Raw genomic sequence first — 21,828 nt, 5'->3', positions numbered from 1 at the left:
TGGCACGGATCCTTTGCCGGCGCTGCCGGCTGGCAAACCGCCGCCGTTGCAGTGCGACGCAGCTGCCGGCCGCACATGAGGCGAGCCGGTCCAGACCTGCCGCTTCCTGGCTGGCGGACAGACAGGCCTGGCACGCTCAGTGCGGCGGCAGGCTCAGGCGGGCCAGCAGGCTGCGCATGACGTGCTGAACCTGTTCGGTCAGTGCCGCGCGGTCGAGTTCCGGATGCAGGACGGCACGGATCAGCAGGCCGTTGAACAGGGCGCTGATGACTTCCAGCGTGCTGTCAAGCAGCTCCGGCGCAATGGCCGGCTGCGCCGGGTCGCCCAGCAGCAGCTCGCGCAGGTGCTGGCGGGCGCTGGCATCGGCTTCGCGCAGGATGCTGGCCACGTGCGGATTGCGGGCTGCTTCGGCCAGCATTTCCAGTTGCAGGGCGCTGTAGGTGGGTTCCAGGTTGTCGTCGACACCGCGCTGGACCGAGTTGACCAGTGCGGCGTGCAGCGATTCCGGCCGGGCGGCGATTTCGGCCATCAGGGAAAACAGCTGCTGCAGGTCGCGGCTGATGATGGCGGTGATGATGTCGTCCTTGCTGGCGAAAAAATGGTAAACGTGGCCGGCGCTCATGCCGGCGGTGCGGCAGATCTGCGCCATGCTGGCCCCGTGGTAGCCGTGCCGGCGGAAGCAGTCGGCCGCGGCATCGAGAATCTGCTGGCGGCGGGCTTCAGCCAGCAGTGGATCATGCTGGCGGCCGGGTTTGCGGCGAGTGGACGGGTTCATGGCGGGTCGTGTGACGGGTGGATCGGAAAAATGACATTGGATTATCGCGGCTGGCGATCTGGCCGGCGACTCTTTTTATACGTCATGGCATGAAAAATGCCGCCGGTGCACCGGCGGCAGGATACCTCAGCCGGAGAAGATCAGCCGCTGTTGCGCAGGCCGGTGGCCAGGCCGTTGATGGTCTGGTGGATGGCGTACAGCAGCTCCGGATTGTCCGGATCCTGGCGCAGGCGGGCCAGCCCGTCGATCTGCAACAGGTTGAGCGTGGTGAAGTACGGCATGCGGGCAGCCAGGCTGCGCGCCAGGGTCGGGTTGCCCGCCAGCAGCCGGGTCTGGCCAGTGATGGCGCAGAAGGCATCGCGGGTGCGCTCGAATTCGCCGCGGATCAGGCCGTATACCCGTTCGCGCACGGCCGGGTCCGGCACCAGCGAGGCGTATTCCGCCGCAATCTGCATGTCGGCCTTGGCCAGCACCATTTCCATGTTGTCGAGGGCGACGCGGAAGAAGGCCGATTCCTGCCACAGCGCGGCCAGCCGGTCGCGGCCGGTGGTGCCGTGGCGGGCGAGGAAGGCGCTCATGGCGCTGCCGACGCCGTACCAGCCCGGCAGCATCACCCGCGACTGCATCCAGCTGAATACCCACGGGATCGCCCGCAGGTCGCTGATCGACGCCAGCGTCTTGCGCGAGGCCGGGCGGCTGCCGATGTTGAGCTTGGCGATCTCGTTGATCGGCGTGGCGGCCAGGAAATAGTCGATGAAGCCGTCGGTTTCGATCAGCTGGCGATAGGCCTGATAGCTGTCGGCCGCCAGTTCGCCGAACACGCTTTCGTCGGTCGGGCAGGACGGGCGCGGCACCAGGCTGGCTTCCAGCGTGGCGGCCAGCAGGGCTTCGAGGTTGCGCTGGCCGATGGTGCGGTCGGCGTACTTGGAGGCGATGACTTCGCCCTGTTCGGTGATGCGGATCTGCCCGGCCACCGTACCGGCCGGCTGCGCCAGGATGGCATCGAAGCTCGGGCCGCCGCCGCGGCCGACCGAGCCGCCGCGGCCGTGGAACAGGCGGATGCGCACGCCAAACAGGTTAAAGACTGCCACCAGCCGCTTTTCGGCGGCATAGAGCGCCCACTGGCTCATCAGGTAGCCGCCGTCCTTGTTGCTGTCGGAGTAGCCCAGCATCACTTCCTGTACGTCCTGGCGGCTGGCCAGCAGGTCGCGGTACAGCGGGATGGCGAACAATTCGCGCATCACCGTGTCGGCGTGTTCCAGATCCTCGATGGTCTCGAACAGCGGGATGATGTTGGCGCGTGCCCGGTGGCGGCCGTCGGCCTCCAGCGGCAGCAGGCCGCTCTCCTTCATCAGCAGTGCCACTTCCAGCAGGTCGCTGGCCTCGGCGCAGTTGGAAATGATCAGGTTCGGCAGTGCGCCCTCGCCGTAGCGGTCCTGCAAGGCCCGGGTGGCGGCAAACAGGTCCAGCTCGCGCTGCACGCCGGGCGAATACTCGATGAACGGCGAGGCCAGCGGCCGGGCGTGGGCGAGCTCGGCGAGGAGCCAGGCGCGCTTGCCGGCTTCGTCCAGCGCGTCGTAACCGGGCTGGCCGGCGCGGGCAAACAGTTCGGCCACGGCCGCGCCGTAGAGGTCGGCATGCTGGCGCTGGTCCAGCGGCATCAGGAAGAAGCCGAACACGCTGACCGCGCGACGCAGTTCGCGCAGGCGGCCGCCGGCCAGCAGCGTGCTGCCGTGGGTGTCGAGCGAGCGGGCGATGGCGGTCAGGTCGGCGCCCAGCTCGTGCCGGTCGCGGTAGGGTGCCGCCTCGGCATGGCCAAAGCGCGAGTGGAACGGAATGTCGCGCTCGCGGGCGGTGGCGGCCAGCCGTGCCAGCAGGGTGGCGATGGCGCGGCGGTAGGGTTCTTCTTCGCGGCTGATGGCGGTATCGGGCGAGCAGTCGCTCAGTGCCTGCACGGCCGGGCTGACCTGCACCCGGCGGTCGGACAGCGACAGCTCGCGGTAGAGGCCTTCGAGTTCGTAGTCGTAATGGGCAAAGGCAATTTCGGCCTGGCGCGACAGGGCGTAGCGCAGCAGGTCGGCGTTGACGAACGGGTTGCCGTCGCGGTCGCCGCCGATCCAGCTGCCGATGCGGTAAAAGTTGGGGATTTCGATGCGGGTGCCGAAGGTGGCAGCGATGTCGTCTTCCAGCCGGCCGTACAGGGCCGGCAGGGCATCAAGGAAGGTCAGCGGATGATAGGCGATGCCGTTTTCGATTTCGTCCTTGACCGTCAGCTTGAAGGGGCGGATGTCGGCCGTCTGCCAGAGCGTCAGCAGCACCCGCTTGAGCTTGGCCGTCAGGGCGGCTTCGGCGTCGGCATCGACATCGGGGTGGTCGAGCAGTTGCAGGAACTTGCGGATGGCACGCTGGCAGTCCAGCGTGGTCTGGCGCTGCACTTCGGTCGGATGGGCGGTCAGCACCGGCACGATCTGGGCGTATTCCAGCAGGCCGGCCAGCGTGTCGGCGGTGATGCCGTGTTCGCGCAGGATGGTCAGCGCACGGGCCAAGCTGCCCGGCTGCGGTGGCGAACCGGCCTTGCGGTGCGCCTTGCGGCGGCGGTTGTGGTGCAGGTCTTCGGCGAGGTTTTCCAGCTGGGCTAGCAGGCCGCTGGAACGCAGCAGGGTGTCGAGGACAACGGGTGACAGCTGTTGCAGGTGCGTGCGCAGCGGGCTGAGGTCTTCGGTGTGACAGGCCAGTTGCGGGATCTGCTCGACTTCTTGCCAGACGGCATCGCCGACCTGCTCGCGTACGACCTCGGCCAGCAGCCGGGTCAGGCGCATGCGATCGCGCGTCAGGGGCAGATCCTTGTCAAAGTCGGAAGTCATGCTCAGGTATCCTAGAAAAATGAACCGGGTCGACTGTTGGCTAATGAAAATCCGGTACGGTCATGATGTTAGAATTGCAACAAATTAACACAGGAATATTGGGTATGAAGCAAGTCGTCATTGCCAGCCGCGAGAGCCCGCTTGCCATGTGGCAGGCCGAGCATATCCGGGCGCGTTTGCAGGCGCTGTATCCGGGGCTGGAGGTCAGCATCCTGGGCATCACCACGCAGGGCGACCGCATTCTGGACAAAACCCTGAACAAGATCGGCGGCAAAGGGCTATTCGTCAAGGAGCTTGAGCTAGCCATGCAGGAAGACCAGGCCGACCTGGCAGTGCACTCGATCAAGGACGTGCCGATGGATCTGCCCGAAGGCTTTGCGCTGGCGGCGATCTGCGAGCGCGAAGACCCGCGCGATGCCTTCGTGTCGCCGCGCTACGCCAGCCTCTCGGAGCTGCCGGCCGGCGCCGTGGTCGGCACGGCCAGCCTGCGCCGCGAAAGCCAGATCCGCGCCCGCTATCCGCACCTCCTGGTAAAGCCGCTGCGCGGCAACCTGCAAACGCGGCTGCGCAAGCTCGACGAAGGCCATTATGACGCCATCATCCTGGCGGCCTCCGGCCTCAAGCGCATGGGGCTGGCCGAGCGCATCCGCATGGAGCTGTCGACTGCCGACAGCCTGCCGGCCGTGGGGCAGGGCGCGCTGGGCATCGAAATCCGTGCCGACCGCACCGACCTGATGGCGCTCCTGGCGCCGCTCAACCATCCGGCCACCTACGCCTGCGTCACAGCCGAGCGCGCCATGGGCCGGGCGCTGGGTGCGAGCTGCCAGATTCCGGTGGGCGGCTATGCCGAGCAGCACGAGCACATGCTGGTCATGCGTGGCTTTGTGGCCACACCCGACGGCACCACCCTGCTGCACGCCGAAGCCACGGCTCCGGCCGAATACGCCGACGCGCTGGGTCGCACGATTGCGAAGAAACTGCTGGACCAGGGCGCCGACGACGTGATCGACGCGGTGAAGGCTGCCGGCTGAGCGTTGCCGCCTGACTGACCAGCGGGCGTCCCGGCGGGACGCCCGTTTTGTTGCCGGCCTGCCTATAACACAGGCATGTCCGCTTCCACTCCCCCGGCTCCCCCGCGTTGGCGGGTGCGCTTCCAGCTCTACCTGACCGCCGTACTGGCCCTACTGGCGCTGGTGGCGGGTAGCGCCGTGTCGTGGCTCAACTACCGCAGCGCCAGCAGCCAGCTGATCGACAGCCATGTCACCCAGTTCGATTACGCGGTCAGCGCCGCCGAATCCCGTACCGAACACCTGCTGGCGCCGGTGGACGCCACCTTGCAGATGCTCGGCGGCAGCGCACTGGTCACGGCCGGCTCGCTGGCCGCCCGGCTGGAAGCCCTGCCGCTCCTGATCCGGGCCCTGCGGCAAGACCGGCGCCTGTCGGCGCTTTACCTCGGTTATCCGGACGGCGAGTTTTTCCTGCTGCGTCCGCTGGATTCACCCGACAGCCGGCGTCTCTTCATGGCGCCGCCCGACAGCCGCTATCTGGTTCAGGGCATCGACCAGCAGGACGGCCAGCGCTGGATGCAGTTTGTCTATCTCGACGAAGCCGGCCGGGTGCTGTATCGCCAGCGGCTGCTCAGTCCGCCGTTCGACCCGCGTACCCGGGGCTGGTACCAGAGCGCCGTCCGGGCTGCCGGCCAGCGCATCCTGACCGAGCCCTACCGCTTCTACACCACCGGCGAGGCCGGTGCCTCCGTGGCACGCGAAATCGCACCCGGCGTGGTGGCCGGAGCCGACCTGTCGCTTCAGGACCTGTCGCGCTGGCTGGTGCGCCAGCCGCGGATCAGCCGCAGCGAAATCGTGCTGTACGATGCCACCAGCCTGCGCCTGCTGGCGTCCAGCCTGCCGCCGCAGCCCGACCGGCACGGGCTGGCCCTGCCGGAGCTCGGCAACCAGGGATCGGCCGCCATGGCCGCGCTGGCGCGCGGGCCGCATCCGCTCGGCGCCTACCCGGTCGAGGTGGACGGCGAACCGTGGCGGGTGGTGGTGCGGGCCTTGCCGCAGACCAGCTACGGGCCGCCGCTGCGGCTGGCCGTGCTGGTGCCGGAAGACGAACTGCTGGCCGCGGCCCGGGCCGAGGGCGCCCGGGCGCTGCTGCTGACCGGGATACTGGTGCTGGTGGTGGTGCCGCTGGCATGGTGGATTGCCGGCCGGGTGTCGGCCTCGCTGGTGGAGCTGGCCGGCCGCGCCCGTGCCATCAATGCACTGGATTTCTCGCCGAGGCCGCCATTGCACTCGGCCATCTGCGAGATCGACACGCTGGCGCAATCGATGGACGGCATGCAGGCCACCATCGGGCATTTTCTGGCCATCGGGCTGGCCCTGATGCGCGAGCGGGAGCCGCACGCCCTGTATGACCGGTTGCTGGCCGAAACGCTGGCTGCGGCCGAAGCGGCAGCGGCAGGACTGTATTTTCTGGATGCCGACCGGCGCCAGCTGTTGCCGGCCGGCGGGCTGACCGGCGAACAGCCGCTGATCCTGCCGGCACTGAGCCTGCGCAGCAGCCTGCACGACGTGCGGGCGCGGGCACTGGAAACCGGCCGTTCGCAGATCGAGTCCCTGCAACCGGACAGCCCGGTCTTTGACGATCTGCCCCCATCGGTCGCAGCCTTGGGACGTCAGGGAGCATCCATCCGGCTGTGTGTACCGCTGATGGGGCACGAGGGGCGCAGCATCGGCGTACTGGTCCTGCTGTTCGTGCACGGACAGACGCTGTCCCACGAGCGTCAGGCTTTTATCGAAGCCCTGGCCGGGCTGGCCGCCGTCGCCATCGACAACCAGCAGCTCCTGAGCGCGCAGACGGCGCTGCTCGATTCGCTGATCCGGCTGCTGGCCGGTGCCATCGACGCCAAAAGCCCGCACACCGGCGGCCACTGCCAGCGCGTGCCGGTGCTGCTGCGCTGGCTGGCCGAAGCTGCCTGCGAGGCCCGGCAGGGACCGTTTGCCAGCTTTCGGCTGACACCCGGACAGTGGGATGCACTGCTGATCGCCGGCTGGCTGCACGACTGCGGCAAGGTCACCACGCCGGAATACGTGGTCGACAAGGCGACCAAACTCGAAACGCTGTACGACCGCATCCACGAGATCCGCACGCGCTTCGAGGTGCTCAAGCGCGATGCCGACATCGATTACTGGCGCGGCGTGGCCGCCGGCGGAGATGCCGCGGCCCTCGGCCGCACCCGCGACGAGCGCCATGCCGCACTGGACGCCGACTTTGCCTTTGTTGCCGCCTGCAACACCGGCGAGCGGCCGTTAAGCGACGCTGACCTTGCACGATTGCGACGCATCGGGGCCCGGACCTGGCAACGTACCCTGGACGACCGGCTTGGCATCAGCCATGAAGAACAGAGCCGGCTGCCCGCTGCCGGTCCGCTGCCGGCCACCGAACCCCTGCTGGCCGACAAGCCCGGTCACCGCGTGCCGCGTCCGGACGGTGACGGTACGGCGGCCAATCGCCGGCGCGGTTTCAGCATGGAAGCCCCGGACTGGCTCTATGACCGGGGCGAGCTTCACAACCTGAGCGTGCGTGTCGGCACGCTGACCGCCGAGGAACGTTACAAGATCAATGAACACATCATCCAGACCATCGAAATGCTGAGACAGCTGCCGTTTCCGCCCCACCTGAAACAGGTGCCGGACATCGCCGGCAGCCATCACGAACACGTGGACGGCAGCGGTTATCCGCGCGGCCTGATGCAGGACGACATGAGCGTCGAGGCGCGCATGCTGGCGATTGCCGACGTATTCGAGGCGCTGACCGCGGCCGACCGCCCCTACAAGACCGGCCAGCCGGTCAGCGAGGCACTGGCGCGCATGCGTGCCATGTGCGAGCGCGGCCATCTGGACCGCGATCTCTTTGTCCTGTTTGTCGAAAGCGGCGTCTGGCGCCGGTACGCCGAACGCTATCTGGCACCGGCCCAGCTCGATGCGGTGGACGTCGCCGCCGTGCTGGCCCCGCCCGGCGACCGGACCCCTGCCACGCTGCGCTGAAAAATGAACCGTATGAAATTCCCGCTTTCCTGCCCCCTGTGGCTTGTCGCCGCCTCTGCCCTGCTGGCGGGGTGTGCGTCCACCCACGGTATCGAACCGCAAACCCGTACTCCCGATCCGGCCGCACTGGCGCTGGTCCCGGCGTCGTCGGCCACCGCCGTGCGTCCGGTGGCCGACGACGCCTGGCAAGCCCTCGGTTCGCCGGCACTGGCCGGACTGGTGCAGCGTGCTCTCAGCGACAACCCGGATCTGGCCGCTGCCGCCGCCCGGGTGCGTGCCGCCGGGGCCACCCTGTTGCAGGCCCGTTCCCGGCGCCTGCCGCAGCTGGATGCCCGACTGACGGTCGAAAGGCTGCGCGAGTCGGCCAACGGCCTGTATCCGCCACCGATCGGCGGCCAGTGGTACACGCTGTACCAGCCTGAGGTGACGTTCAGCTATCTCTTCGATTTCTGGGGTCAGATGGCCGCGCTGGCGCGTTCGGCCGAGGCTGGCGTGGCCGTGGCTGCCGCCCGCGAACGCGACGTGCGGCGCCTGCTGGGCTATGCCGTAGCCATGCAGTACGTGGCCCTGGCCGAATCGGTCGAACGTCAGGAGCTGCTGTCCCGCGAGCTGGCCACGTTCGAAGCCCGCCAGTCGCTGTTGCAGCAGCGGGTGGCAGCCGGGCTGACGCCGCGCAGCACGCTGGCTGTCCTGCGGGCCGCGACCGAACAGCAGCGCGGAGCGCTGGCAGCGGCCGGGCAACAGGTGGCGCTCAACCGGCACGCACTGGCCCAGCTGACAGGGCAGGGGCCCGAGGCCACGCGCCGGTTCATGCCTTCCCCTCTGCCGGATCCCGCCGCCCTGGTCCTCCCGTCCGAACCCACGCTGGCTGCCCTGGTGTCGCGACCGGACGTCGAGGCCGCGCGACTGGCCATTACCGCTGCCGCCGAAGACATCCACGCTGCCCGGGCGGCGTTTTATCCGAGCATTTCGCTGTCGGCGTTTGCCGGCCTGTCGGCGCAGGACACGGGTGACTTGCTGACCCGCGCCAGCCGCATGTTCGGGCTGGCACCGGTGATCGACCTGCCGCTGTTTGACGGCGGCCGCCGCCGCGCCGGGCTGGCCGCGGCCTCGGCCGGATTCGATGCGGCCAATGCCAGCTATACCGCCAGCCTGATCACGGCTGCGCGCGAGGCGGCAGACGGTTATGCAGCGGTCGAGGCCAGCCAGGCCGTGCAGCAGGCCGCCACGACCGCGCGCGCCGAAGCTGGGCTGGCCCTGCGGCTGGCCGGCGAGCGGGCCGGAGCCGGCATCGGCTCGCGCGAAACCGCGCTGGCCGCCGAAGCCGAACTGCTGGCCGCCCGCCAGAGCGAAACCAGTGCCCGGGCCACCGCCTGGCAGGCACGGCTGGCAACGGCCCGTGCGCTGAGCCGCTGAATCCACAAGATCAACTAGGAAACACGTTCATGAATACTGCTGATACTCCGGCGCCGGCACCTGCCCGCACCCGCAAGAAGGCCCTGATCTGGCTTGCGGTGGTGGTCATCGTGTGCGGCGTGGCTTTTCTCCTGTACTGGCTGCTGTACGGCCGCACGCACCTGTCGACCGACGACGCTTACGTCGGCGGCGATCTGGTGCAGATCACCCCGCTGACCGGCGGCACCGTGGTCGCCATCAATGCCGACAATACCGACCTGGTGCGGGCCGGCCAGCCGGTGGTGCGGCTGGACCCCACTGACGCCACGCTGGCGCTGGAGCGGGCCGCCACCCAGCTGGCGCAGGCGGTGCGCTCGACCCGCGGGCAGACTTTCAGTGCCGATGCCGCTGCCGCCGAGGTGGCGCTGCGGGCCGCGCAGCTCAAGGAGGCGCAGGGCAACCTGGCGCGCCGGCAGAAGCTGGCCGGTACCGAAGCGGTGACGGCCGAGGAGCTGGCCAATACCCGCGATGCCGTGGCCAGTGCCGAGGCGGCGCTGAATGCCGCCCGGCAGCAGCAGGCGGCGGCGCGGGCGCAGGTGCTGGGTTCGCCGCTGGCCGAGCAGCCGGCAGTGGCCAGCGCCATCAGCGCCTACAAGAGTGCCTGGCTCAACTGGCGGCGCACGGTCATCGTGGCGCCGGTCGACGGCTATGTGGCCCGGCGCACGGTGCAGGTGGGCAGCCAGATCCAGCCGGGAACGCCGCTGATGGCGGTGGTGCCGCTGTCGAAGGTGTGGGTCGAGGCCAACTACAAGGAGACCCAGCTGAGCCAGATCCGCATCGGCCAGCCGGTGACGCTGACCAGCGATGTCTATGGCTCGTCGGTGGAGTATTCCGGCCGGGTGGCGGGCCTGTCGGCCGGGACCGGCAGCGCGTTTTCGCTGCTGCCGCCGCAGAACGCCACCGGCAACTGGATCAAGGTGGTGCAGCGGGTGCCGGTGCGGATCGAGCTGGATCCGGAACCGCTGAAAAAGCATCCGCTGCGCGTGGGGCTGTCGATGGTCAGCACGGTGGATACCACGGACACCAGTGGTCCGGTGCTGACGACCGTGGCGCGCGCGAAGCCGGTAATGGCAACGCGGGTGTACGCGGCCGAGCTTGACGATGTCAGCGCCCGGGTGGCGGACCTGATTGCCGCCAATGCCGGCGGGCAGGGCTGAGGCGATGACGTCGCATCCGCCGCTGACGGGCGCGCAGCGCTGGCTGATTACCGTGTCGCTGGCGATGGCCACTTTCATGATGGTGCTGGATTCGTCCATCGCCAACGTGGCCATTCCGACCATTTCGGGCAACCTCGGTACCTCGGTCAACCAGGGTACGTGGGTGGTGACGAGCTTTGCCGTGGCCAATGCCATTTCGGTGCCGATCACCGGCTGGCTGGCCCGCCGCTATGGCGAGGTACGGGTGTTCATGGTGTCGGCACTGGGCTTCATCGTGGCGTCGGCACTGTGCGGCCTGTCGCAGTCGCTGGAGATGCTGATCTTCTTCCGGGTGTTGCAGGGCGGGATTTCCGGCCCGCTGATTCCGCTGTCGCAAAGCCTGCTGCTGCCGTGCTATCCGCGTGACAAGCAGGGGCTGGCACTGGCGCTGTGGGCGATGACGGTGGTGGTGGCGCCGATTTTCGGGCCGATCCTCGGCGGCTGGATTTCCGACAACTGGCACTGGAGCGGCATTTTCTTCATCAACGTGCCGATCGGCATCCTGGTGCTGTGGGCCGGCTGGCCGATCCTGCGCCATCGCGAGACTGACACCTTCGTGCTGCCGGTGGACAAGATCGGGCTGGCCCTGCTGGTGATCGGCGTGGGCAGCCTGCAGATCATGCTCGACAAGGGCAAGGACCTGGGCTGGTTCGGTTCGTGGGTGATCGTCACGCTGGCGGTGGTGGCGGTGATCGGCATCGTGGCGCTGATCATCTGGGAACTGACCGATCCGCATCCGATCATCGACCTGTTCCTGTTCCGTTCGCGCAATTTCACCATCGGCACCATCGCCATCAGCCTGGGTTACATGCTGTATTTCGGTGCCATCCTGCTGCTGCCCCTGCTGTTGCAGGCGCAACTGGGCTACACTGCCTTCCAGGCCGGGCTGGCGACGGCGCCGGTCGGCATCCTGCCGGTGATCCTGTCGCCGCTGATCGGGCGGTTTTCGCACCGCATCGACCTGCGCTGGCTGGCTTCGCTGAGCTTTCTGGCATTTGGCGGCAGCTTCATCTGGCGCGCCTGGACCTTCGAGCCGGGCATCAACTTTGCCGGCGTGGCGTGGCCGCAGTTTGCCCAGGGGCTGGGGGTGGCGTGCTTTTTCATGCCGTTGACGGCGCTGTCGCTGGCCGGACTGCGTCCGGACCAGATCGCCGGTGCGTCGGCGCTGTCGAATTTCCTGCGCACCCTGTTCGGTGCGATCGGCGCGTCGATCGTGACCACCATGTGGGACCGGCGCGAGGCCGTGCACCATGTCGGGCTGATCGGCCATCTGGACCCGTACAACCCGGCCTACCGCGCTTCGCTTGACCAGCTGGCGGCGGCCGGATTGCCGCCGGAGGCCGCGAAGACCCTGATTGCGCAGCAGGTGACGCAGCAAAGCTACATCATCGGCGGCAACGAACTGTTCTGGGTGTCCGGCCTGTTGTTTTTTGCGCTGGTGATCATCGTGTGGTTTGCAAGGCGCCCGTCGCCAGCGGCTTCCGCGGCCGGCGGCGGGCACTGACGGCGCCGGGCAGCCGGCCGGTGGCTGGGCTATGGTGAAGCCTAACGGCGTGTTTGAGAGGGCACGCCCGGACGCGACGGGGCCGGCATCTGCAATTGGCCCTATCCGTCGGCGCGCAGTCAGGCTAAACTTCGCGCTCCCGCGTTGAGCCGATCCCGCGCGGGTTTTCTCTTTCCCGAGTGGCGCGTTCTGCGCCCATCGTTACGAATTTGCTGTCTGCCCGGATTGGCCTCGCGAATGCGAGAGGCGGGCGCGGGAACCATGCTGCATGAGCTCGATTTCCTTTGCCGACCTTCAACTGGTCGATCCACTGTTGCGTGCGATCACCGAGGCTGGCTACACCGAACCGACCCCGATCCAGCGCGAGGCGATTGCGCCCGTGCTGGCGGGACGGGATTTGATGGCCGCTGCCCAGACGGGCACCGGCAAGACCGCCGGCTTTGCCCTGCCACTGTTGCAGCGGCTGGCGGCGACCCACCCGCACCCGCATCCGGCCGGAAGGCCGCGTGGGCTGGTCCTGACACCGACCCGCGAACTGGCCGCCCAGGTGGGCGAGTCGATTGCCACGCTGGGTACACACCTGCCGCTGACTTCGCTGGTGATCTTCGGTGGCGTGCGCGTCAAGCCGCAGATCGAGGCGCTGACCCAGCGTGTCGACATCCTGATCGCCACGCCGGGCCGGCTGATCGATCTGGCCAAGCAGGAGGCCGTGGACCTCTCGGGGGTGGAAATCCTCGTGCTGGACGAGGCCGACCGCATGCTCGACATGGGCTTCATCCGTGACGTGCGCAAGGTGCTCAAGCTCCTGCCGGCCGAGCGGCAGAACCTGTTGTTCTCCGCCACCTTCAACGACGACATCAAGGCACTGGCCGACACCTTCCTGCACGACCCGCAGCTGGTGGAAGTCTCGCCGCCCAACAGCACCACCGAACTGGTGACGCACCACGTGCATCTGGTGGACCGCAACCGCAAGCGCGAACTGCTGACGCATCTGGTCGAGTCGCGCCAGTGGCAGCAGGTGCTGGTATTCACCCGTACCAAGCACGGCGCCAACCGGCTGGCCGAAGTCCTGGCGAAAGGCGGCATCCCGGCCGCTGCCATCCACGGCAACAAGAGCCAGGGCGCCCGCACCCGTGCGCTGTCCGAATTCAAGGACGGCAGCCTGCGCGTGCTGGTGGCCACCGACATCGCCGCCCGCGGCATCGACATCAGCGAACTGCCGCAGGTGGTGAACTACGAACTGCCCAACGTGCCGGAAGACTACGTGCACCGCATCGGCCGCACCGGCCGTGCCGGCAGCCCGGGCGAAGCCGTGTCGCTGGTGTGCGTGGACGAACTCAAGCTGCTGGCCGACATCGAGGCCTTCATCGGCCGTCCGATTCCCCAGTTCACCGAACCGGGATTCGAGGCCGACCTGAGCGTGCCGCCGCAGCCCTTGCTGCCGCCGCGTCACCAGCAGGGCCGCCAGGATGGCGAGGGCGGTGAGCCACGCGGGCAGCGCAACAAGAAAAAGCCGCACAACAAGCCCGCGCGCCGGGCCGATGCACCGACCCTGCCGATGGATGCGCCGGAGCATGACTCCGGAGCGCCGGCTCCGGTTGCAGAAGCCCAGCCGCCGCGACAGCGCAAGCCGGCTCCCGGCCAGCCGAATCCGGCAGGCAAGCCGCAAGGTGCTGCCCGCGACGGCAAGAAGCCGCGCCCGCAGAACCAGCAGAACAAGAAGTCCGGCCAGCCGTTTGAAGCCCGCGAGCCGCGTCCGCCGCGTGAAAACGACGGCAACCGGACCGATGGCCAGCGCAAGCCGCGTTCGGGCAATTCGTTCGAAAGCGATCCGTCGGTCTACCAGGGGCAGCCGGTGCTGCTGTCACACCTGATGGACCTGTCCGGTGCCACCCCGCGTCCGCGCCGTCCGCAAGGCGGCGGCCACGGCGGACCGGGCGGCAGCTTCAAGGGCGGCAACAAGCGCCATCGCGGTGGCGGCAACGGCGGCGGCGGTGACAACCGCGGCAACCGCTGATCCGGCCGGTACACAGCATGAAAACGGGCTGCCTGATGGGCAGCCCGTTTTGCATCGGCAAGGCGGCGGATCAGCCGGCCAGTTGCCAGCGCAGGGTTTCACCGGCGCGCAGCGGAACCAGCGTGTCGTTGCCGTAGGGCAGGCTGGCCGGGACGGTCCATTCTTCGCGCTTGAGCGTGACCGTGCCGGTATTGCGCGGCAGCCGGTAAAAATCCGGGCCATTGAAGCTGGCAAAGGCTTCCAGCCTGTCGAGTGCGCCGGCGTCCTCGAAGGCTTCAGCGTACAGCGGCAGGGCAGCGTGGGCGCTGAAAATGCCGGCGCAGCCGCAGGCGGCTTCCTTGGCATGGCGGGCATGCGGGGCGCTGTCGGTGCCGAGAAAGAACCGGGTCGAGCCGGAGGTCACGGCACGGGCGATGGCGGCGCGGTGTTCCTCGCGCTTGAGCACCGGCAGGCAGTAGTGATGCGGGCGCAGGCCGCCGGTAAACAGGGCGTTGCGGTTCATCAGCATGTGCTGCGGCGTGACGGTGGCGGCGATGTTGTCCGGGGCGGCCAGCACGAATTCGGCGGCCTGGCGGGTGGTGATGTGCTCCATGACCACGCGCAGCGTCGGCAGTTCGGCCAGCAGCGGTTGCAGCACGGTGTCGATGAATACCGCTTCGCGGTCGAACACGTCGATCTGCGGATCGGTGACTTCGCCGTGCACCAGCAGCGGGACACCCAGTTCAGCCATGCGCGTCAGCGTGGGCAGGCAGCCTGACAGGCTGGTGACGCCGGCATCCGAATTGGTGGTGGCGCCGGCCGGATAGAGCTTGAGCGCGTGCACAAAGCCTGATTCGGCCACGCGGTCGATCTCTGCCGGCGGCGTGTTGTCGGTGAGATAGAGCGTCATCAGGGGCTCGAAGGCTGGTCCGCCGGGCGGCAGGGCGGCCAGGATGCGCTCGCGGTAGGCCGCAGCCTGGACTACGGTGGTGACCGGCGGCTTGAGGTTGGGCATGACGATGGCGCGGGCGAATTCGCGGGCGCTGTAGGCCGCGACGGCCGCCAGGGCCTCGCCGTCGCGCAGGTGCAGGTGCCAGTCGTCGGGACGGGTAAGCGTCAGGGTGTGCATGGGCAGGCTCGCTGGGCGGTGGGGATTATTTGCGGCGCAGGACGATGCGGAACTTGCCGTCAGGGCGGGTATCCGACAGCAGCAGGACATTGCCGGTCTGGCGGCAGAACGCGTCAAAGTCACCGGGTGCTGCCGGGTCGGTGGCAATCACTTCCAGCACCTGACCGCTTTGCAGGGTGGCCAGCGCCTTTTTGGCGCGCAGCATGGGCAGCGGGCACGACAGGCCGCTGACGTCGAGAGTCTGGTCTGGGTTCATGACGTAGAGTCTTGGGACGAAACGAAAAACGCGGGTATTCTACCCTTGCCACTGATTTCCCGCCCTGTTGCTGCCATGTGCCTGATCGCCCTTGCCTGCCATGCCGTCCCCGGTTTTCCGCTGGTGCTGCTTGCCAACCGTGACGAGCAGTACGCGCGCCCGAGCGCGCCTGTTGACTGGTGGGACGACCAGCCCGGCATTCTGGGAGGGCGCGACCTGCAAGCCGGCGGTGGCTGGCTGGCCATCCACCGTGACGGCCGCCTGGCAGCCGTGACCAATGTGCGGGACGGCCGCCGGTATGCCGGCCGGCGCAGCCGTGGCGAACTGGTGACGCACTTCCTGACCAGCGAAGGGCCGCTGACGGATTTTACCGGCTGGCTGAGCCGGCATGGCGGAGACTTCGCCCCGTTCAACCTGGTGTTCGGCCGGGTGGATGCGCTGTATGTCTATCACAGCCCGACGCGGGAGCTGCGCCGGCTGACACGCGGCATCCACGGCATCAGCAATGGCCGGCCTGACGCCGGCTGGCCCAAGGTGGAGCGCCTGAACAGCCACCTGCGCGGGCTGGCGCGCCTGCCCGCCGAGGACAGCGTGTTCGAGTGGCTGGCCGACCGCGAGGAAGCGCCGCTGGCGCAGCTGCCCAACACCGGTGTCGGTGCCGGGCTGGAGCGGCTGCTGTCACCGGTATTCATCGCCGGCCGCGACTACGGCACACGGGCCAGCAGTTTTCTGGTGGTCGATGCACAAGGTCGGGTACGCTTCACCGAACAATCCTGGTACGCCGGCCGCCCCGACCGGCGGCGTCCGTTTCAATTCCGTCTGGAGCCCCGTTCATGTCCTTCCCCCGCCTGATCTGCCTTGCCCTCGCGTGTGCCGTGTCGTCCGTCGCCCTTGCGCGCCCGGATGGCCCGCGAAATTTCCAGGGCGACTGGGAAGAAAAAGCGCCGTGGCAGGAATCCGCTGCCGAGCTGCCGGCCTGGCCCGCTGCTGACGACTGGAAACCGTTTGATGCCGGCCGGGTCAGCGACAACCGTTTTTACGTGTCGGCGTCCTCGATCACCCTGCCCGGTGACGGCACCGTGCGCTATGCCCTGAAAGTGGTCAGCCCGGAAGGTGCCCAGAACTACATGGTTGAAGGTGTCCGCTGCGCCACCCGCGAGTGGAAGCGCTTTGCCACGGGCCGCCCGGAGACCGCCAGCTGGCGCGTCAATCCGCGTGCCGGGTGGCAGAAGATGATTCCGGGCCATGTGCCGCAGGTCCAGCTGGACCGGGCAATCTTCTGCCCCGAGCGTGGCTACCCGGTGGATTCGGCGGACGAAGCCCGGAAACTGTTATCACGGGCGGGTTAAACCGTCTGTTTGGATGTTTTTGCCGCTGGTCAAAAACGCCCCTGTCTCTCTGACGGGGGCGTGTCGTTTTCTGATACATTAAGTCATTGATCGAAAAGGACGATGGGTTGCTCGGCCTCAACGAAGTGAAGCATGTCCATGCTTGTTTCCGGTGGTGAACTTGATTTTTCGCAATATCAAACTTGGGATAATTCTCTAGATTGGTGCCGAAAAGCAAAGCAAATGCCTTTTCTGGCATGTTTTTGCAATTTTTCGTTCCAAATAACGGAGATGACCCATGAAGAAGACCCTGATTGCGACCGCTGTCGGCATGACCCTGTGTGTTCCGGCCCTGGCTGCGACTGAATTCACTGGCGACAAGATCGACGGTGTACCGGTGATCAGCAAGCTTGACGTCAGCGACCTGGCTGCCGGCAAGACCCACCGCTTCTTCTTCAAGGGCAGCGAGAACGGTATCGGCGAAACGTTCTACGTACCGGTGGTGGTGGCCAAGGGTGCCAAGGACGGCAAGAAACTGGTGCTCAACAGCGGCAACCACGGCGACGAAGTGAACGGCGTGCGCGTGGTGCAGAAAGTCATGGCCGGCATTGATCCGCAGAAGCTGACCGGCACCGTGATCGGCGTGACCGGCTCCAACCCGAATGCCATCAACCGCATTACCCGCGAGTGGGAAGGCTACAACGACGGCGGTTTCAGCCAGAACTTCAACCGCCTGTTCCCGGGCAAGGCCGACGGCACCGCCCAGGAGCAGCACGCCTACCGCATGTGGAACAACCTGTGGAAGGGTAACGCCGACGTGCTGATCGACATGCACACCCAGTCCACCGGCACCACCTTCCCGTTCTTCATCTACGCCGATTACCGCAATCCGGTCGTGGTGCGCATGGCCGAACTGTTCCCGGCAGACCAGATCAAGAAGGATCCGGGCGAAAAGGGCTCGACCGAGACCGAATTCGTGTCAGCCGGCATTCCGGCCATGACGGTCGAACTGGGCAATCCGCGTGCTTTTGACCCGGACATGGTCAGCCGTGGCGTGGAAGGCACCCGCAACGTGATGATCGATTTCGGCATGATCAGCGGCAAGATCGGCCGGACCACCAAGACCCAGAAGACCTATTTCGGCAATGACATGGCCAACGTGCGCGCCACCCAGGGCGGTTATGCCGAAGTGCTGGTCAAGCTCGGTGACGACGTGAAAAAGGGCCAGAAAGTGGCCGTACAGCTCAACCGTTTTGGCGATGTGGTGAAGGAATACACCGCTCCGGTAGACGGCAAGGTGCTGTCGACCGGCTCTGATGCCGTACGTGAAGCCCGTGGTCTGCTGGTGCGCATCCTGACCCGGAACCCGGACCCGAAGTGCGACAAGGGTTGCTGATGATTGCCGGTTGAAGGCAGGCTCCCTGCACCGCGCTCTTGGGCGCGGTGTTTTTTTAGCGGCGGTCGGCCTCCAGCACGACAAAGCCGTTGCGCATGCGGTGGCGCCAGGTCTCGAATTCGGCCAGCGGCAGCGGCCGGGCAATCAGGTAGCCCTGGGCGAGGTCGCAGCCGGCATGCTGCATTTCCTGGTATACCTCGGTGGTTTCCACGCCTTCGGCAATTACCGACAGGCCCAGCGCGTGCCCGAGGCTGACGATGGAGCGCACGATGGAGCGGTTGTGCGGGGTCAGGTCGGTCAGGAAGCCGCGGTCGATCTTGAGTTCGTCGACCGGCAGGCGCGACAGGTAGGCCAGTGACGAGTAGCCGGTGCCGAAGTCGTCGATGGAAATCCGCAATCCGGCCCGGTGCAGTTCCTTGAGGGTGTGCAGAACCCGTTCCGGCTCGGCCATCAGGGCGGATTCGGTGATTTCCAGGCACAGGTCGCATGGCGAGGCCGAGTGTGCAGCCAGCTTGCCCAGTACCCGGCCGGCAAAGGCCGGATCGGCAAGGTCGCACATGGAGATGTTGACCGAGACGGGGAGCGGGATCAGCTGCCGGCGCCAGTCGGCCACCTGCTGGCAGACGGCGTCCAGCATCCAGTCGGTGAGCTGGCGGATGCGGCCGGTTTCTTCGGCAAACGGGATGAATTCGGAGGGCGCCACCCAGCCGCGCTGGGGGTGCTTCCAGCGGATCAGTGCTTCGGCCTGCATCGGATGGCCGGTGATCAGCTCGACCTGCGGCTGGTAGTGGACCTGCAGTTCCTGGTTGGCCAGCGCGCGTTTCAGTTCACCGAGCAGGCTGAGCTTGGTGTGGTGGCGCTCGCGTTCCAGCGGGTTGAATTCGGCCCATTGCCGGTGCTGGTGCTTGGCGGCATAGAGTGCCACCTCGGCATAGTGCGACAGCTGGCTGATGTCTCCGCGTCCGTCTGCCTGTGGATAACCGGCAAGTCCCAGCGTGATGCTCAGGTCGACCTGGTGCTCATCCACGCGCAGGGGAGTGCCTTCGAGCTCGCGGATCAGCAGCTCGGAGATGTCGGCTTCGGCCTGCTGGCTGTTGCAGACCAGCAGGGCAAACACGTTGCCGCTCATGCGGAAACACACGGTATGGTCCAGCGGCAGCCTTTCCAGCCGGCGGGCGGTCAGGCGCAGGGCAATGTCGCCGGCCTCGAATCCGAGCAGGTCATTGATGACCCACATGCGGTCAATGTGGACCAGTACCAGCAGTACGCGGGTGTCGGGTACGCTTTCGAGGTGGGTCAGCTGCTGTTGCAGGGCCTTGCGGTTGCCAAGACCGGTCAGCTCGTCCTGGAGTGCCTGGTTGCGCAGGTCGCGTTCCCGGGTGGCGATGGCTTCGCCCATGCGGTTGAGGCTGTCGGCCAGCTGGCCGATTTCGTCCGGACGGTGGACGGGTACCCGCAGGCGGTAGTCACCATTGGCAATGCGCTGGGTGACATGCAGCAGCTCACGCAAGGGGCGGGTGAGGTTGCGCGCCACGAGCCAGGTCAGCACCAGTGCAATGACGATAATCTTGAGGCCGATGACTGCAACATGCAGCAGGCCGTCGTGGTGGTGGAAGATGGCCTGCTCCCGGTCCAGGTAGATCAGCCAAGAATAGCCGACGATCCCGACCAGATTGATCACCATGAACAGCAACAGCATCTTGCTTTGCAGGCCAAGCCGTATCAAGCCCCGATTCATGAACACCTCGCATCGCGTGTCCGCGCAAAGGAGGGCGGATCCCGCTCAAATCATTTGCTTTGTCTTAGTGAGTAGTCGAAATGCTTGCCGGAGGGCAAGACCGTGACCCCGAATTTGGCATCCTTTGGTCTGTTGATTTATGCATTTTCGATGGGCGGTGCCGGTCGGACCAATTGGCCGGGGCCCAAAACACCACGCCCCCGCAAGGCGGGGGCGTGACGGATGCAGCAAGGACCGGCCGTTCAGTCCGGCTGGTAGGCGTACGGCCGCGGAGGTACGCGCGACGCGGCAAAACGCGCCAGCTCGTCCAGGTCCTGCGGGCGATCCCACCAGGTCTGGCGCAGCTTCAGACGCTCGGCCTGGACCTGCGGGTTTTGCTCCAGAAATTCATTCATGAAGCGGGTGTAGTCTGACTGGTACATGGCCATGATGGCTCTCCTCTTCCTGTGCAGTGCGGCGGATTGTAGCCCAATCAGCGTAATGGCATGTGACGGCATGGACCGTTTGCGCCAGTCATGAAGGCGGTACGGCACGGCTTGAAAGGTCTTATACTTGTCGTTTTCGTTTCGCATGCAGCAACGGGAGTCACACATGAATGACAACAAAGCCTGGTCCGGGCGCTTTGCCGAGCCGGTGGCCGAACTGGTCAAGACCTACACCGCTTCGGTGGATTTCGACCGACGCATGGCCGAGTTCGACATTCAGGGCTCGCTGGCGCACGCCCAGATGCTGACCCGCGCCGGCGTGCTGTCCGAAACCGACCTCGACGCCATCCGCTCCGGCATGCACACCATCCTGGAAGACATCCGCGCCGGCCGTTTCGAATGGTCCGTCGATCTGGAAGACGTGCACATGAACGTCGAAAAGCGCCTGACCGACCGCATCGGTGACGCCGGCAAGCGCCTGCACACTGGCCGCAGCCGCAACGACCAGGTCGCCACCGGCATCCGCCTGTACCTGCGCGACGCCATCGACCGCATCGTCGGCTTTGTCCGGGGCCTGCAGGCTGCCCTGCTGGATCTTGCCGAGCCGAACGCCGCCACGGTCATGCCGGGCTTTACCCACCTGCAAGTGGCGCAGCCGGTCACCTTTGGTCACCACCTGCTCGCCTACGTAGAAATGCTCGGCCGTGACGCCGAGCGCATGCAGGACTGCCGCAAGCGCGTCAACCGCCTGCCGCTGGGTGCCGCCGCACTGGCCGGCACCACCTATCCGATCGACCGCCACTACACTGCCGAACTGCTCGGCTTCGACGACGTGTGCCACAACTCGCTGGACGCCGTCTCCGACCGCGATTTCGCCATCGAGTTCACCGCCGCCGCCAGCCTGGTGATGACCCACCTGTCGCGCCTGTCCGAAGAGCTGATCCTGTGGATGAGCCCGCGCGTCGGCTTCATCGACATTGCCGACCGCTTCTGCACCGGCAGCTCGATCATGCCGCAGAAAAAGAACCCGGACGTGCCGGAGCTGGTACGCGGCAAGGCCGGGCGGGTCACCGGCCACCTGATGGCGCTCCTGATGCTGATGAAGGCGCAGCCGCTGGCCTACAACAAGGACAACCAGGAAGACAAGGAACCGCTGTTTGACACGGTGGACACCCTGATCGATACCCTGCGCATCTACGCCGACATGATGCGCGGCATCACCGTCAGGCCGGAAGCCATGCGCGCCGCCGTGTTGCAGGGTTTTGCCACCGCCACCGACCTTGCCGACTATCTGGTGAAAAAGGGCGTGCCGTTCCGCGACAGCCACGAAATCGTCGCCCGCACCGTCAAGCTGGCCGAAGTGCAGGGCTGCGACATCGCCGACCTGCCGCTGGACGAACTGCGCGAATTCAGCGAACTGATCGAGGCCGACGTCTACGACGTGCTGACACCGGAAGGCAGCCTGGCCCAGCGCAACCACGTCGGCGGGACCGCACCCGAGCAGGTGCGCGAGCAGATCGCCCGCTGGCGCCAGCGGCTGGCCCACGCCTGATCCCGCATCCGGGCTCCTCTGCACCCACCCGCCGGCCGGCGGGTTTTTTCGTGCCGCAGACCAGCGCAGATGGCCGGACCGGCAGCATCTGCCGGCTATTCTCGCCCGTCAGCCCGTCAGCCCGTCAGCCCGTCAGCCCGTCAGCCCGTCAGCCCGTCAGCC

The 21,828-nt window shown here is 66.9% G+C and carries 16 protein-coding genes; 10 read left to right on the top strand and 6 right to left on the bottom strand.

Features of this window, described 5'->3' with window-relative positions; genetic code table 11:
• Nucleotides 1–136: 136 nt before the first annotated feature.
• On the bottom strand, nt 137–775 hold the full coding sequence (locus G542_RS0101065) for a TetR/AcrR family transcriptional regulator (RefSeq protein WP_027823154.1): 639 nt from the start codon (nt 773–775) through the stop codon (nt 137–139).
• A 140-nt stretch (nt 776–915) separates the two neighbouring features.
• Nucleotides 916–3,639, bottom strand: a complete 2,724-nt coding sequence (gene ppc, locus G542_RS0101060; protein WP_027823153.1) for a phosphoenolpyruvate carboxylase — start codon at nt 3,637–3,639, stop codon at nt 916–918.
• Between the two features lie 104 nt (nt 3,640–3,743).
• On the opposite strand from ppc, the gene hemC reads away from it, so the two are divergent.
• From hemC to G542_RS15535, 6 genes are all read left to right on the top strand, one after another.
• A complete protein-coding gene (hemC, locus tag G542_RS0101055) occupies nt 3,744–4,670 on the top strand; it encodes a hydroxymethylbilane synthase (RefSeq protein ID WP_027823152.1) in 927 nt (308 codons plus the stop codon).
• Between the two features lie 75 nt (nt 4,671–4,745).
• Nucleotides 4,746–7,691, top strand: a complete 2,946-nt coding sequence (locus G542_RS15545) for an HD domain-containing phosphohydrolase (protein WP_081666696.1) — start codon at nt 4,746–4,748, stop codon at nt 7,689–7,691.
• A gap of 12 nt (nt 7,692–7,703) precedes the next feature.
• Nucleotides 7,704–9,107: an efflux transporter outer membrane subunit gene (locus G542_RS15540; RefSeq protein ID WP_012698575.1), complete on the top strand. Its 1,404-nt coding sequence runs from the start codon at nt 7,704–7,706 to the stop codon at nt 9,105–9,107.
• Nucleotides 9,108–9,136: 29 nt separating this feature from the next.
• On the top strand, nt 9,137–10,303 hold the full coding sequence (locus G542_RS0101040; protein ID WP_027823151.1) for an HlyD family secretion protein: 1,167 nt from the start codon (nt 9,137–9,139) through the stop codon (nt 10,301–10,303).
• A 4-nt stretch (nt 10,304–10,307) separates the two neighbouring features.
• On the top strand, nt 10,308–11,846 hold the full coding sequence (locus tag G542_RS0101035; RefSeq protein ID WP_012698573.1) for a DHA2 family efflux MFS transporter permease subunit: 1,539 nt from the start codon (nt 10,308–10,310) through the stop codon (nt 11,844–11,846).
• A gap of 268 nt (nt 11,847–12,114) precedes the next feature.
• Nucleotides 12,115–13,863, top strand: a complete 1,749-nt coding sequence (locus G542_RS15535) for a DEAD/DEAH box helicase (protein WP_012698571.1) — start codon at nt 12,115–12,117, stop codon at nt 13,861–13,863.
• Between the two features lie 70 nt (nt 13,864–13,933).
• Here G542_RS15535 and pyrC read toward each other — a convergent pair whose 3' ends face one another.
• Complete coding sequence (gene pyrC / locus G542_RS0101025; RefSeq protein ID WP_012698570.1) at nt 13,934–14,971, bottom strand: dihydroorotase; 1,038 nt, start codon at nt 14,969–14,971, stop codon at nt 13,934–13,936.
• Nucleotides 14,972–14,996: 25 nt separating this feature from the next.
• Complete coding sequence (locus tag G542_RS0101020; protein ID WP_012698568.1) at nt 14,997–15,227, bottom strand: sulfurtransferase TusA family protein; 231 nt, start codon at nt 15,225–15,227, stop codon at nt 14,997–14,999.
• Nucleotides 15,228–15,272: 45 nt separating this feature from the next.
• On the opposite strand from G542_RS0101020, the gene G542_RS0101015 reads away from it, so the two are divergent.
• From G542_RS0101015 to G542_RS0101005, 3 genes are all read left to right on the top strand, one after another.
• Entirely contained in the window at nt 15,273–16,079 is an 807-nt protein-coding gene (locus G542_RS0101015) for an NRDE family protein (protein WP_012698569.1), read from the top strand.
• Nucleotides 16,061–16,576: a CNP1-like family protein gene (locus tag G542_RS15530; RefSeq protein ID WP_012698567.1), complete on the top strand. Its 516-nt coding sequence runs from the start codon at nt 16,061–16,063 to the stop codon at nt 16,574–16,576. The genes G542_RS0101015 and G542_RS15530 overlap by 19 nt, the downstream gene beginning before the upstream one ends.
• 277 nt (nt 16,577–16,853) lie before the next feature.
• Complete coding sequence (locus G542_RS0101005) at nt 16,854–17,951, top strand: M14 family metallopeptidase (RefSeq protein ID WP_012698566.1); 1,098 nt, start codon at nt 16,854–16,856, stop codon at nt 17,949–17,951.
• A gap of 55 nt (nt 17,952–18,006) precedes the next feature.
• Here the strand turns inward: G542_RS0101005 and G542_RS15525 are convergent, their stop codons facing one another.
• Nucleotides 18,007–19,689 carry a putative bifunctional diguanylate cyclase/phosphodiesterase gene (locus tag G542_RS15525; RefSeq protein ID WP_051189834.1) on the bottom strand — a complete coding sequence of 561 codons (1,683 nt, stop codon included), beginning with the start codon at nt 19,687–19,689 and terminating at the stop codon, nt 18,007–18,009.
• A gap of 242 nt (nt 19,690–19,931) precedes the next feature.
• Nucleotides 19,932–20,117, bottom strand: a complete 186-nt coding sequence (locus G542_RS0100995) for a DUF3460 family protein (protein WP_012698564.1) — start codon at nt 20,115–20,117, stop codon at nt 19,932–19,934.
• Nucleotides 20,118–20,280: 163 nt separating this feature from the next.
• On the opposite strand from G542_RS0100995, the gene argH reads away from it, so the two are divergent.
• Nucleotides 20,281–21,666, top strand: a complete 1,386-nt coding sequence (gene argH / locus G542_RS0100990) for an argininosuccinate lyase (RefSeq protein WP_012698563.1) — start codon at nt 20,281–20,283, stop codon at nt 21,664–21,666.
• Nucleotides 21,667–21,828 lie beyond the last annotated feature (162 nt).

Source organism: Laribacter hongkongensis DSM 14985, assembly GCF_000423285.1.
GTDB classification, from domain to species: Bacteria; Pseudomonadota; Gammaproteobacteria; order Burkholderiales; family Aquaspirillaceae; genus Laribacter; species Laribacter hongkongensis.
Note: the sequence above shows the minus strand (reverse complement) of the source record. Positions and strands in the feature narration are given on the sequence as shown.